We start from the raw sequence: 13,110 nt of genomic DNA on the forward strand, positions 1-13,110 counted from the left end.
TCGGGAGGGACATCCTGACGGCTGACGCTTCTCCCAAGTCGGGAAACGTTCTCACGCCGAGGCAAGAAACCACAATGCCCGGAAGGCAAAAGGGCGGCCCAAAGCCGCCCCAACGAACCCGCCCCAAGAATGGCGATTAACTCGCCACTCCCGGACTGGTTACCCGCAGACACCATAACTACATGGCCTCAATATCTGCGCGCTGCTGCTTAAGACGGGCCAGATTGCTCTGAGCTTCCTTAAGTTTCTCGCGCTCTTTGGCGACCACTTCTGCCGGTGCTTTGGCGGTAAATTTTTCATTGCCCAGCTTGCCCTCAAAGCGCCCGATTTCCTTGTGCAGACGCTCCAGCTCCTTATCGAGCCGGCTCAGTTCCGCCGCCTTATCGATGAGCCCGGCCATGGGGACCAGCACTTCCATATCGCCCACCAGCTGGGTTGCGCTCATGGGAGCATTATCCCCTTCGAACCATTCCAGGCTTTCCAGCTTGGCCAGAGACATCAGAAACTGACGGTTCTCATTCATCCGGCGCTGGCCTTCAGCACTGTTGCCACGGAAAAGCACCGGAATTTTCTTGGCCGGGGAAATGTTCATTTCACCGCGGATGTTCCGCACGGCAACAATAACACCCTTGAGCCACTCAATGTCTTCCGTCGCCTTCGGGTCGTGCTTGGCCGGGTCCAGCTGCGGGAATGGCTGCAGCATAATGCTATCACCGGTTTCGCCGGCCAGCGGCGCAACACGCTGCCAGATTTCTTCGGTAATAAACGGCATGAACGGGTGCGCCAGACGCAGAACGGTTTCCAGTACACGAACCAGGGTGCGACGGGTGCCGCGCTTGGCTTCAGCGCTTGCGTTGTCGTCACTCAGGGACGGTTTGGACAGTTCCAGGTACCAGTCGCAATATTCATCCCAGACAAACTCATACAAGGCGTGGGAAGCCAGGTCAAAGCGGTACTGCTCCAGATGACGCGTGACATCTTCCTCGCATTGTTGCAAGGCGCTGATAATCCAGCGGTCGGCCAGTGAAAGTTCCACCGGCTCATCGTGAACACCACAATCTTCGCCCTGGGTGTTCATCAGCACATAACGGGCAGCGTTCCAGAGCTTGTTGCAGAAATTACGGTAACCTTCCAGGCGCTTCATGTCCCAGTTGATATCACGGCCTGTGGTAGCCATGGCCGCCAGGGTGAAGCGCAGAGCATCTGTGCCATGGGCAGAGATACCTTCCGGGAATTCTTTCTCGGTGCGCCTGGCAATTTTCTGAGCCAGTTTGGGCTGCATCAGGTTGCCGGTGCGCTTCTCCAGTAAAGGGGCAAGATCGATACCGTCAATCATATCCAGCGGGTCAATGACGTTGCCCTTGGACTTGGACATTTTATCGCCATGCTCATCGCGGATCAGGCCGGTGACGTACACCGTCTTGAACGGAACCTGGGGCGTGCCGTCTTCATTCTTCATGAAGTGCATGGTCATCATGATCATCCGGGCCACCCAGAAGAAAATGATGTCAAAACCGGTCACCAGCACATCGGTCGGGTGGAAGGTTTTCAGGCGCTCAGTGATTTCCGGCCAGCCCAGAGTGCCGAATGTCCACAGGGCGGAGCTGAACCAGGTGTCGAGAACGTCTGCATCCTGCTCCAGTTTTACCTCGGCGGCGAGGTTGTGCTTCTCGCGCACTTCCTCTTCGTTGCGGCCTACGTAAATATTACCTTCCGCATCGTACCAGGCGGGAATGCGGTGGCCCCACCAGAGCTGACGGGAAATACACCAGTCCTGAATGTCCCGCATCCAGGAGAAGTACATGTTCTCGTATTGCTTGGGCACAAACTGGATACGGCCGTCTTCTACCGCTTTGATCGCCGGTTTAGCCAGTGTTTTTGCATCAGCAAACCACTGGTCCGTCAGCATAGGCTCAATGATCAGGCCGGAGCGGTCGCCACGAGGTACGCTCAGTACGTGGTCCTCTACTTGCTGAACCAGGCCTGCGGTTTCCATGTCAGCAACAATCTGTTTGCGAGCCTCTTCGCGGGTGAGGCCGGCGTACGCGGCGGGCAGGCTGGCGTCGAGTTCGGTGTTTTCGGTGCCGTCGCTGTTGAACACTTCGGCCTGCTCGCGGATATTGGCGTCCTGGGTCAGGATATTCATCATCGGCAGATTGTTGCGCTTGCCTACGGCGTAGTCATTAAAGTCGTGAGCCGGAGTAATCTTCACGCAGCCCGACCCTTTCTCCGGGTCGGCATGGTTATCAGCAATCACCGGGATACGTCGGTTCACCAATGGCAGCATCACATACTTACCAATCAGATGCTGGTAACGTTCGTCATCCGGATGCACGGCAACGGCGGTGTCACCCAGCATGGTTTCCGGGCGGGTGGTGGCTACCACGAGATAGTCTTTGCCATCCTGCGTGGTTTCGCCGTCAGCCAGCGGGTAGCGCAGGTGCCAGAAAAACCCTTTCTCTTCCTTGTTTTCCACTTCCAGGTCGGAAATGGCGGTGTGCAGTTTCGGATCCCAGTTCACCAGACGCTTGCCACGGTAGACCAGACCGTCTTCGTACAGGCGCACGAAAACTTCCTGAACAGCCTTGTAGAAGCCATCGTCCATGGTGAAGCGTTCGTTGTGCCAGTCTACCGAGTTGCCTAGCCGACGCATCTGACCTGTAATAGTACCGCCGGATTCTTCTTTCCATTCCCAGATGCGCTTGATGAATTCTTCGCGCCCCAGGTCATGGCGTGACTTGTCTTCTTCAGCTGCGAGCTTGCGCTCAACCACCATCTGGGTAGCAATGCCCGCGTGGTCACTTCCGACCTGCCACAGGGTATTACGGCCCTGCATGCGTTTATAGCGGGTGAGTATATCCATGATTGTGTGCTGAAAGGCATGGCCCATATGCAGGCTGCCGGTCACATTGGGTGGTGGTATCGCAATACTGTAGGACTGGCCTTCACCGCTGGGGCGGAAGTAACCTTTGGATTCCCAGTTTTCGTACCACTGGCGCTCGATATTTTCTGGCTGGTAGGTTTTTTCCATGGGGTTGCTGGCGACCGTTTGATTGATTCTGAAGGGGAATTTAAAACGCCCGATTATACATGGTCAGTGGGATTGCGGCGAACCCACGTACTGGATTAGCGTTTTCGCTGATCGTATACCCTGGCTTCTATGCCCAGAGCTCTCAGTTGTCGGTAATGGGAGCGGGCCTGGTTAAGGGCGGCAGGGTCATTGTGAGCAATCAGGGCAAGGCGTCGAAACCTGTTCGCATGCTCCGGGAGGTTCTCTGAGAGAATGATAACCGTGTCCCAGTCCTCCATGGCCGGTGGGCATAGCAAAACACCCACAGGATCGGTGCAGGGAGTGTCCGGCGCAGTCACAATGCTGTGGGGGATGAATGCATCTGGAGTCAGGTTCCAGAGTAGCTCATCCACTTCCTCCGCCTGCTGCGCAGTATCGCAGACAATGCAGGCCCGGTCGCCTTGCTGCCAGGCCTTGTTGGCAAGCCTGCTGGCATGCAGATGACGGGCGGACGGAGTGTTCTGCAGGAGGATATGAAACCAGTAGCGCTGGTTTTTATCCTCTTGCAGGCTGTTCTGTCCGGTGCCACCGGCAGCAGGGCTGCCAGTGGCCGGAGCCGGATTATTTTCCGGCATGGGACATCAGGTAATTAACCAACAGAGGAACCGGGCGACCGGAAGAGCCTTTTGCTTTACCGGTATGCCAGGCGGTACCTGCAATGTCCAGGTGTGCCCAGCGGTAGTCCTTGGTGAAACGTGACAGGAAGCACCCGGCCGTAATCGTGCCGGCGGTGCGACCGCCGATGTTCGCCATATCGGCAAAGTTGCTGTCGAGCAGGCTCTGGTACTCATCCCAGAGAGGCAGGCGCCAGGCCTTGTCGCTGGCGCGCTCACCTGCTGCCAGCAGCGCATTCGCCAGTTCGTCATTGTTCGCCATCAGGCCTGTTGTTTCGTGGCCAAGGGCAATGAGACAGGCACCGGTCAGGGTGGCCAGGTCAATCACGGCTTCCGGATCAAATTTCTTTGCATAAGTGAGGGCGTCGCACAGTACCAGGCGGCCTTCGGCGTCTGTGTTGAGAATTTCCACAGTCTGGCCGGACATGGTGGTAACAATGTCGCCGGGGCGTGTCGCGCTGCCATCCGGCATGTTTTCCGCTGCGGCAATCACTGCAACGACATTGATCTCAGGCCGGGTTTCTGCCAACACCTGCATGGTGCCAAAAACCGCTGCGGCCCCGCCCATGTCGTACTTCATTTCATCCATGCCCGCGCCGGGTTTGAGGCTGATGCCACCTGTGTCGAAAGTGATACCTTTGCCAACCAGCACCTGGGGTTTGTCGTCCGGGTTGCCACCGCGGTACTCCATCACAATCAGCCGTGGCGGTTGCGCACTGCCTTTACCAACAGCCAGCAGGGAATTCATGCCCAGGGCCTGCATCTGTTTTTCGTCCAGAATTTCAGTCTTGATGCTTTCGTGGTCGGCGGCCAGTCTGGTCGCCTGTTCTGCGAGCCAGACAGGGTGGCAAACGTTGGGTGGTGTATTACCCAGGTCACGGGTGTAGTTCATACCACGACCGGTGGCAAGCCCCAGGTTAAATGCATCTTCAAGAGCAGTCTCTGTGTTGGAGGCTGCAACCTGAACTTCACCAAGTTTGCGTTCTTCAGGCTGTTCGCTTTTGTAGGCACTGAATGTGTAAAGCTGCTCTTCCAACGTGCGGCCAATCAGGTTGAGTTTTGCCGTTTCTGAGCTCACGCTTTCGTCACCGGACACAGTTGTGTCAGTGACTGCAATCAGCGCACTTTTGGAGGGTCCGCTTTTAAGGTTGGCGGTCATGGCAGTCAGCGCTTTTCTGAAGCTGGCTGCATCCCGGTCTGCGTCCTTGCCGGTGCCAATCACCAGCAGCCGGCTCCAGGGTTGGTCATTCAGAGGAACAACGCGGGTCTCTTCATTTTTTCCGCTGAGATCACCGGCGTCCCGGAGTTTGCTGATCAGCCCGCCCAGCGCGCCATCGGCTTCTGTGGTCGCAGCGGGCCAGTCGCCTTCTTCTGGCAGTGCAAGAACGAGACAATCGGCGCTGATGTCGGCTAGAGGTTGACTGTTGAGGCTGAAGTTCATGAAAACTCCTGTTGTCTGTTACTGAAAGCCGCTTTTGTTCGCGGCGGGCTTGATGTAATGCAGTTTATTCAGATATTGGGGCCTGGAGCACGATTATCAAGCAGGAGCGGCGGCTTGCATTGTATAATCTGTCCTGGTCTTAACGTCTGCGCACTGTCATTCGCCCCCAAGGTTACATAGAATACGCGCAGTTTACCTATTTCCTCCAAGTTCCGCTTACACGGACAGAGAAACCGTTTTGAGCATTATTTTCCGCTACCTTATACGTCAGGTTATGGTCAGCATGATTGCCGTTTCAGGCATTCTCTTGCTGGTGTTCATGAGCGGGCGTTTTATCAAGTACCTGGCCAGTGCCGCAGAAGGCAAATACGCACCCGGCGTGCTGTTTGAAATTATGGCCTACCGGTTTCCGGGGTTCCTGGAACTCATTCTTCCGTTAGGATTGTTTATCGGCATTTTGCTCGCCTATGGCCGGATGTACCTGGAGAGCGAAATGACGGTGTTGTACGCCTGTGGCGTCAGCGATCGTCAACTACTGGCGAAAACCCTGGTGGGCAGTCTGCTGGTTATGCTGGTGGTGGGAAGTATGAGTCTGGTGGTATCCCCCTGGGGAATGCAGAAAGTTGAAAAGATTTTTGCGGAACAGGCACAGGCAACAGAATTTGATCTGCTGGCGCCCGGGCGTTTTCAGGAGCTCTCCTCCGGGGGGCGTGTTACCTATACCGAAGCCCTCAGTGACGACAAACGCCGGCTTGAAGGCGTATTTATTGCTGAGTATGGACCAGGTGGAAACGGTGTGAGTGTCATTACGGCCGACTCGGGATCCCAGTTGATTGATGAGGAGACAGGCAGCCGTTTCCTTATCCTGGAAGACGGAGCGCGCTTCGATGGCGTGCCCGGACAGCTGGATTACCAGATTACCGGTTTTGAGGCCTATGGGCTGAAGATACGCAGTGGCAGTAATGGTGAGTTTGACCTGGATGAAGGGGTGACCACTGCCCAGCTTATGCGCTCAGACAATCCCCGGGACAGGGCGTTACTGCATTGGCGCTTTTCGTTACCACTGATTGTTCCCATCGTGGCTCTGCTGGCGGTCCGGCTGAGCCGGGTAAACCCCCGGCAAGGGCGGTTTTTCCATCTCTTGCCGGCCATGCTGGTTTATGTTGCCTATCTCGGGTTACTCATAGCGGCCCGTGATGCCATGGCAGAAGGTAAGGTTCCGGAGTGGCTGGGTATGCTCTGGGTGCATGCTATTTTCCTGGCTCTGGGGCTGTGGCTGCACTTTGGTCCGCCCTGGCTCAATAAAAGGAAGGCGCAGAAAGAAGGGGCCGCGAATGCGTAAAATTGATCACTATGTGGTGCGCAATGTCGGCGGTGCCATGCTTCTGGTCATGGTGGTTGTACTGTCTCTGGACCTGGTGTTTGCGTTTGTTGCAGAGCTGGATGACACCCGTAATAACTATCAGATACTGGATGCGCTCTGGTACATAGCCCTGACACTGCCGCGGCGTGTATACGATTATTTACCGCTTGGCGCCTTCATGGGGTGTCTGGTGGGGCTGGGAGCGATGGCCAGCTCCTCAGAGCTTACCGTTATCCGTGCGGCCGGGGTTTCGATCAAGCGTATTGTGTGGTCGGCCATGAAGCCGGCGCTGGTCATTGTGCTGACAGGGGTTCTTGTGGGGGAATACCTTGCGCCTCCGGCTGAAAGAGCCGCCCAGAGCTATAAGGCTGTTGCGCTGGGGGCAGGGCAAAACGTGGCTGCTGCTCATGGCGTGTGGCATCGCGAAGGCAATGTGTTTATGCACCTGAACGCCGTACAGGCAAACGGGGTGTTGCACGGAGTTTCACTGTTTTATTTCAACGACCAGCGGCAGCTCACCAAAGCAGGTTTTTCTGAGCGGGCTGTCTACCAGGGAGATCACTGGTTATTGAAAAATACCACGACAACCCACCTGGAAGGCGATTCCACACGTCGCGAAGAGCAGCAGAGCCAGCGCTGGGATACCGGCCTGTCCCCGGATGTGTTGAGTGTGCTGATCGTCAAGCCGGAAAACCTGTCGATGTCAGGTCTGTTTACCTATGCCAGGTATCTTGGGGAGCAAGAGCTCAACGGCGCTCCATACTGGCTGGCGTTCTGGAAGAAAACGCTGATGCCACTGGGTACCGGCGTGATGGTGCTGGTAGCGATCTCGTTTATATTTGGCCCGCTGCGTTCGGTCACCATGGGCTTCCGGGTTTTTACCGGCCTGCTTGTGGGGCTGCTTTTCAAGTACATGCAGGATCTGCTGGGGCCCATGAGCCTGGTATACGGGTTTAGCCCGTTGCTTGCGGTTATCGCGCCCATCGCCGTCAACGCGCTGGTGGGGGCTGTGCTGATGCGCCGGGCGGCGTAACAGCACAGCAGTAAATCCGCTCAGTTCGTTTTAGCTTTCCGGGGAAGGCTTACGACAACACTGTCTGACAGTCTGTCGGTCACCGACAAGCCGTTGATCGGGTAGAACAGTGCTATGATAGCGGGCACCGTCAAGAGCAGGGTTACTGAGCCAAGGTAGTAGTCGGCCAGCAAGGCGAGAAAAAATACGGCAGCAGCGGTTACATACCGGCGAAGCGCCTGGCTCCAGCTCACCGATGTGCCATCCAGGTTTTCAATCCGAATCCGCCATACCTGCATGCCCAGTGTTTGTCCTATGCGTGTCCAGAAGTACGCAAAGAACAGATACATCACCAGAAACAGGACAAAGGTCAGCCCGGGATCACCAGACAGCTGACCCGCTTCCGCCTTTTGCTCGAGGCGATCCCAGCCGGTTATCCAGCCGGTTATCATGGTATACACCCAGGTGGTAACCAGAAGTACGGCAATACTGATCAGGCCATCGTAAATAATAGCCAGTGACCGTTTGAGGAATGTCGCCGGAGGAAGCAGGGCGTCAGCGGCATGGAAGCGGCGGGGCATGGGGTCTCCTGTGGTGTTTCACGTTTTTCATGTACTCAGCGTGTGCTAGAGTAGCGGATTTGCACACGCATGTAAGTATTCGTATTCAATCGCGGGTCCGGCCGTTTCACGGCAGGGCTTCTGGAAAGGTATCAAAGGGCTATGAAAACCGCAGAGTTGCGACAGGCATTCCTCGATTATTTCAAACAGCAAGGCCACTCCATTGTTTCAAGCAGTTCGCTGGTGCCGGCAGACGATCCGACGTTGCTGTTTACCAACGCGGGAATGAACCAGTTCAAAGATGTGTTCCTCGGTCGTGAGGAGCGGGACTACAGTCGTGCCACCACCTCCCAGAAGTGTGTGCGGGCGGGCGGTAAGCACAATGACCTGGAAAACGTGGGCTATACAGCCCGCCACCATACGTTCTTTGAAATGCTGGGCAACTTCAGCTTCGGGGATTACTTCAAGCGTGAAGCCATCAACTATGCGTGGACATTCCTGACGGCTGAACAGTGGTTGAATCTGCCTGAGGAAAAGCTCTGGGTAACCGTATACGCCGATGATAACGAAGCTTACGAGATCTGGAATAAAGAAGTCGGCGTGCCCGCCGAGCGTATTGTACGTATAGGCGATAATGGTGGCGCGCCTTATGCCTCTGACAACTTCTGGCAAATGGGTGACACAGGGCCCTGCGGCCCCTGCACCGAGATTTTCTATGACCATGGCCCTGACGTGGCCGGTGGGCCTCCCGGAAGCCCGGACGAAGACGGCGATCGCTACATTGAGATCTGGAACGTGGTCTTCATGCAGTACAACCGCACGGCTGACGGTGAGATGCTTGATCTGCCCAAGCCCTCTGTAGACACAGGAATGGGACTGGAGCGAATCACCGCCGTTTTGCAGGGTGTGCACAGCAACTACGAAATTGACCTTTTCCAGGATCTTCTGAATGCAGCCTCGGCGGTACTGGGTGGCGCAGCCACTACAGAAGCCAGCCTGCGCGTGGTGGCTGACCATATCCGGGCCTGTGCCTTCCTTATATCTGATGGTGTCATGCCTTCCAATGAAGGGCGGGGTTTTGTGCTTCGACGCATTATCCGCCGTGCCGTTCGCCATGGTAACAAGCTGGGAGCCGAGGGCCCGTTCTTCCACAAGCTCACCGGTGCTCTGGTCGAGCTGATGGGGGACGCTTTCCCGCAATTGGTGAGCAGCAGGAAACAGATTGAGAAAGTGCTGCTGCAAGAAGAAGAGCAGTTTGTAAAAACCCTAGATAAGGGACTGCGCCTTCTGGAACAGGACATTGCCGGGCTGCAGGGTGAGATCATTCCCGGTGAAACCATCTTTACACTTTATGACACCTACGGTTTCCCTGTAGACCTCACGAACGACATAGCCCGTGAGCGTGGTCTGACACTGGACTATGAAGGCTATGAAAAAGCTATGGAAAGCCAGCGTGAGCGTGCGCGGGCGGCCAGCAAGTTTGGCGTGGACTATAATGCCGCCGGGCTTGAGATTGAAGGCAAAACCGAATTCACCGGGTACGAACAGATTGATGGCCATGAGCGCATCCGTACGGTCATTGTGAACGGGGAGCAGAAAGCAGCCGAGGCCGGTGACGAAGCGATTGTGGTGCTGGAGCGTACGCCTTTTTATGCCGAGTCGGGTGGCCAGGTGGGTGATACAGGGCTGCTGACCTGGAGCGGCGGCCGCTTCAAGGTAACGGATACCCGTAAAGACGGCGATCATCACCTGCACATAGGTACACTGATTGAAGGTGAGTTGCTTCCGGGCCTTGAGGTTGATGCCCGTATCGATCACGGGCGTCGCGAAAAAACCCGGCGTAACCACTCGGCCACACACTTGTTGCATGCAGCCTTGCGTAAGGTTCTGGGGGAACACGTAACCCAGAAGGGGTCACTGGTTGACCCTGACAAACTGCGTTTTGATTTTGCGCACTTTGAAGCTCTGACCCCGGAGCAGCTGCATGAGATCGAGCGTGAGGTAAACGAACAGATACTGGCAAATACGGCAGTGCAGACCGAAATTACCGACATGGAGCAGGCACAGGAAAAAGGTGCTGTGGCCCTGTTCGGTGAGAAGTATGGGGATGTTGTCCGGGTCCTGAGTATGGGGACAGACCGCTACTCAGTTGAGTTATGCGGGGGCACCCACGTTGATCGCACCGGCGATATCGGATTGCTCCGTATTACCTCTGAAAGCGGTACATCTTCGGGTGTGCGTCGTGTTGAGGCAGTGACTGGTCTGGGCGCACTTGAGTGGATAGACAGTACCGAGCGAACGCTGCATGAAGTGGCGCGCTTGGTAAAAGGCAGTCGCGATACTGTTGTCGACAAGGTACGGCAAACGGTTGAGCGTAACCGGTCTCTGGAAAAAGATATTGAAGCCCTGAAGGCAAAGCTTGCCAGTTCTGCCGGTAGTGACCTGGCTGACTCTGCGGTCGACGTGGCGGGCCTTAAAGTGGTGGCTTCCGAGCTTGAAGGGGCAGACCGGAAAGCCCTGATGGAGACAACGGATCAGCTGAAAAACAAGCTGGGTGAAGGTGTGGTTGTTCTGGCCAGCGTTGCCGGCGGCAAAGTAACCCTGGTCGCAGGTGTTACGAAATCTGCCACCAATCGGGTGAAGGCGGGTGACTTGATGAAGCACCTGGCGGGACTGGTTGATGGCAAAGGGGGCGGTCGGCCCGATATGGCACAGGGCGGAGGCAACGACCCTTCCAGGCTGGCCGATGCACTGGCGGGTGTTCCGGACTGGGTTGAAAAAAACAGTGCATGAACCTCTGCCGTTACAGGGTGTCGTGAGGGTATAATTGCCAGCGCTTAGAGATAAATGGACAGGGCCTGCCGCCCTGTCAGGTCTTTGATACAGATACTGGAAAAACAATGGCTCTGCTAGTTCAGAAATACGGTGGCACCTCGGTGGGTACCACTGAGTGCATAGAAGCGGTGGCTGAAAAAGTGTGCAGCTTCCGTAACAAGGGTCATGATGTTGTCGTGGTGGTTTCTGCCATGAGTGGCGAAACCAACCGGCTGATCAGCCTGGCGAACAGTATTACCGAAGAGCCAGTCCCCCGGGAAATGGATGTTCTAGTTTCAACCGGTGAGCAGGTAACTATTGCTCTTCTTGCTATGGCCCTGCAGAAGAGGGGCTGTGACGCTCGCTCCTATACAGGGGGGCAGGTCTCCATACTGACGGACAGTATGCATACAAAAGCGCGCATTCGGAAGATTGATGAACAAAGCATGCGCAACGATCTTGATGCAGGTCGGGTGATCGTGGTTGCCGGATTTCAGGGCGTTGATGAAAACGGTAATATTACCACCCTTGGCCGGGGTGGCTCTGATACCACAGCAGTCGCACTGGCAGCAGCCCTGAAAGCAGATGAATGCCAGATTTATACCGACGTAGACGGTGTTTATACAACGGACCCCAGAGTAGTGGACAGCGCCCGCCGTCTTGACCGGATCACATTTGAAGAAATGATGGAGATGGCGAGTCTGGGCTCCAAGGTGCTTCAGATTCGTGCCGTGGAATTTGCGGGTAAATACAACGTTCCTTTAAGGGTGCTTTCCAGTTTCCAGGAAGGTGAGGGCACCCTGATTACACTTGAGGAAAATATCGCCATGGAACAACCGGTTGTATCCGGCATCGCGTTTAACCGTGATGAAGCCAAAGTGACGATCTCGGGTGTCCCTGACACTCCGGGTAGTGCGCTGCGGATTCTGAAGCCGGTAAGTGATGCCAACATAGACGTGGACATGATCGTCCAGAACGTGGGTGAGGACAACAGAACAGCGTTCACTTTTACCGTTCATCGTAACGACTTCAATCGCGCCAAGGATGTTCTGCAGCGGGTATCTGATGAGCTGGGCGCCCGTGAGGTCAGCGGAGATACCAAAATTGCCAAGGTCAGCATTGTAGGGGTTGGTATGCGTTCCCATGTGGGGGTGGCAACCACTATGTTTGAGGCCTTGTCAGCGGAAGGTATTAATATTCAGATGATCTCTACCTCGGAAATAAAAATTTCCGTAGTGATCAATGAAAAATATCTTGAGCTCGCAGTGCGGGCACTTCACAGTGCTTTTGAGCTTGAGAAGCCTGCAGTTGAAGAAACCATGTAATCTTGTAGAACCAAATTTAAAATTACTTGTCGGAACAGGTAGCTCAGGATAGGGAGTAAAGGATATGTTGATTTTGACGCGTCGGGTTGGTGAAACTCTGATGGTTGGTGATGATATTACTGTTACGGTGCTGGGTGTAAAAGGAAACCAGGTGCGTATTGGTGTGAACGCACCAAAAGAAGTCGCGGTGCATCGGGAAGAAATTTATCAGCGTATTCAGTCTGAGAAAGGCGAAGACGAATCAGAGCCTGGCAACAGCTGAGAGGCAAAGAAAAGGGGTGATTCAGGCGTAGCCTGAGCGGTTTTTTTGTTTTTCAGGCAAAACAAGGGTTAAAAAGTTGCTGTCAACCCTATGAAAACAGAAAAATTATGGTAGTATACGCCCCGTTCTGAAGGAGAGGTGGGTGAGTGGCTGAAACCAGTTCCCTGCTAAGGAACCGTACGCGTTAGCGTACCGAGGGTTCGAATCCCTCCCTCTCCGCCATTTCCTTTTTGGTAGAAGGAAGCGGAACAGACTGAGTGTTCTCAGTCAGAAAAAAGTGATCAATGCGCGGCTGTAGCTCAGCTGGATAGAGTACTCGGCTACGAACCGAGCGGTCGGAGGTTCGAATCCTCCCAGCCGCGCCACTTTTAATTACCCTTCTCGATCAGACTCAGTCCGATAGCGAGAAACAAGTTTCAGGCGGCTGTAGCTCAGCTGGATAGAGTACTCGGCTACGAACCGAGCGGTCGGAGGTTCGAATCCTCCCAGCCGCGCCAAATTAAAGTCAGAACGCCTCAGTTTGTATATCTCGCAACCTGAGGCGTTTTGCTATCTACAGCTGGGAGAATTTGAACCGAAAGAGGTTCGACCGAAACCTGCATCGCAGGTTGAGGAACGCGGGAGCGCAGCGACGGCGGCCCGTGAGGGA

General features: G+C 55.2%; 9 protein-coding genes and 3 tRNA genes. 8 read left to right on the top strand and 4 right to left on the bottom strand.

The genetic code is table 11. From position 1 onward, the window contains the following. Positions 1 to 178: 178 nt before the first annotated feature. The 3 genes from FFI95_RS05985 to FFI95_RS05995 all read right to left on the bottom strand — a co-directional run bounded on the left by FFI95_RS05985 (position 179) and on the right by FFI95_RS05995 (position 5,125). Positions 179 to 3,031 carry a valine--tRNA ligase gene (locus FFI95_RS05985; protein WP_144821535.1) on the bottom strand — a complete coding sequence of 951 codons (2,853 nt, stop codon included), beginning with the start codon at positions 3,029 to 3,031 and terminating at the stop codon, positions 179 to 181. Between the two features lie 95 nt (positions 3,032 to 3,126). Further along, on the bottom strand, positions 3,127 to 3,645 hold the full coding sequence (locus FFI95_RS05990) for a DNA polymerase III subunit chi (RefSeq protein ID WP_144821536.1): 519 nt from the start codon (positions 3,643 to 3,645) through the stop codon (positions 3,127 to 3,129). Continuing rightward, positions 3,632 to 5,125 carry a leucyl aminopeptidase gene (locus FFI95_RS05995; protein ID WP_144821537.1) on the bottom strand — a complete coding sequence of 498 codons (1,494 nt, stop codon included), beginning with the start codon at positions 5,123 to 5,125 and terminating at the stop codon, positions 3,632 to 3,634. Before FFI95_RS05995 ends, FFI95_RS05990 begins: the two co-directional genes overlap by 14 nt. A gap of 238 nt (positions 5,126 to 5,363) precedes the next feature. Between FFI95_RS05995 and lptF the strand changes: the two genes are divergently transcribed. Together lptF and lptG are read left to right on the top strand one after the other, a co-directional pair. After that, complete coding sequence (gene lptF / locus FFI95_RS06000) at positions 5,364 to 6,467, top strand: LPS export ABC transporter permease LptF (RefSeq protein ID WP_144821538.1); 1,104 nt, start codon at positions 5,364 to 5,366, stop codon at positions 6,465 to 6,467. Continuing rightward, a complete protein-coding gene (lptG, locus tag FFI95_RS06005) occupies positions 6,460 to 7,521 on the top strand; it encodes an LPS export ABC transporter permease LptG (RefSeq protein ID WP_144821539.1) in 1,062 nt (353 codons plus the stop codon). Before lptF ends, lptG begins: the two co-directional genes overlap by 8 nt. A 20-nt stretch (positions 7,522 to 7,541) precedes the next feature. On the opposite strand, the gene FFI95_RS06010 is transcribed toward lptG, so the two are convergent. Then, a complete protein-coding gene (locus tag FFI95_RS06010) occupies positions 7,542 to 8,081 on the bottom strand; it encodes an RDD family protein (protein WP_144821540.1) in 540 nt (179 codons plus the stop codon). Between the two features lie 141 nt (positions 8,082 to 8,222). Here FFI95_RS06010 and alaS point away from each other — a divergent pair, with 141 nt between their 5' ends. The 6 genes from alaS to FFI95_RS06040 all read left to right on the top strand — a co-directional run bounded on the left by alaS (position 8,223) and on the right by FFI95_RS06040 (position 12,958). Then, positions 8,223 to 10,853 carry an alanine--tRNA ligase gene (gene alaS / locus FFI95_RS06015; protein WP_144821541.1) on the top strand — a complete coding sequence of 877 codons (2,631 nt, stop codon included), beginning with the start codon at positions 8,223 to 8,225 and terminating at the stop codon, positions 10,851 to 10,853. A 107-nt stretch (positions 10,854 to 10,960) separates the two neighbouring features. After that, positions 10,961 to 12,199 (top strand): aspartate kinase, encoded by a 1,239-nt coding sequence (locus FFI95_RS06020; protein ID WP_144821542.1) that lies wholly within the window; start codon positions 10,961 to 10,963, stop codon positions 12,197 to 12,199. A gap of 64 nt (positions 12,200 to 12,263) precedes the next feature. Beyond that, the gene (csrA, locus tag FFI95_RS06025) at positions 12,264 to 12,461 is read left to right on the top strand and encodes a carbon storage regulator CsrA (RefSeq protein ID WP_144821543.1); all 198 of its coding nucleotides are present in this window, start codon (positions 12,264 to 12,266) and stop codon (positions 12,459 to 12,461) included. A gap of 132 nt (positions 12,462 to 12,593) precedes the next feature. After that, positions 12,594 to 12,683 (top strand) — tRNA-Ser (locus FFI95_RS06030). A gap of 66 nt (positions 12,684 to 12,749) precedes the next feature. Further along, positions 12,750 to 12,826 (top strand) — tRNA-Arg (locus FFI95_RS06035). Between the two features lie 55 nt (positions 12,827 to 12,881). Next, positions 12,882 to 12,958: transfer RNA gene (locus tag FFI95_RS06040), tRNA-Arg, on the top strand. The last annotated feature ends 152 nt before the right edge of the window (positions 12,959 to 13,110 follow it).

Source organism: Marinobacter piscis, from assembly GCF_007671655.1.
Lineage (GTDB): Bacteria > Pseudomonadota > Gammaproteobacteria > Pseudomonadales > Oleiphilaceae > Marinobacter > Marinobacter piscensis.

What these genes read in the sequence shown, in the direction of transcription:
- FFI95_RS05985 (WP_144821535.1), bottom strand. Translation starts at nt 3,031, where the DNA reads ATGGAAAAAACCTACCAGCCAGAAAATATCGAGCGCCAGTGGTACGAA.
- FFI95_RS05990 (WP_144821536.1), bottom strand. Translation starts at nt 3,645, where the DNA reads ATGCCGGAAAATAATCCGGCTCCGGCCACTGGCAGCCCTGCTGCCGGT.
- FFI95_RS05995 (WP_144821537.1), bottom strand. Translation starts at nt 5,125, where the DNA reads ATGAACTTCAGCCTCAACAGTCAACCTCTAGCCGACATCAGCGCCGAT.
- lptG (WP_144821539.1), top strand. Translation starts at nt 6,460, where the DNA reads ATGCGTAAAATTGATCACTATGTGGTGCGCAATGTCGGCGGTGCCATG.
- FFI95_RS06010 (WP_144821540.1), bottom strand. Translation starts at nt 8,081, where the DNA reads ATGCCCCGCCGCTTCCATGCCGCTGACGCCCTGCTTCCTCCGGCGACA.
- alaS (WP_144821541.1), top strand. Translation starts at nt 8,223, where the DNA reads ATGAAAACCGCAGAGTTGCGACAGGCATTCCTCGATTATTTCAAACAG.
- FFI95_RS06020 (WP_144821542.1), top strand. Translation starts at nt 10,961, where the DNA reads ATGGCTCTGCTAGTTCAGAAATACGGTGGCACCTCGGTGGGTACCACT.
- csrA (WP_144821543.1), top strand. Translation starts at nt 12,264, where the DNA reads ATGTTGATTTTGACGCGTCGGGTTGGTGAAACTCTGATGGTTGGTGAT.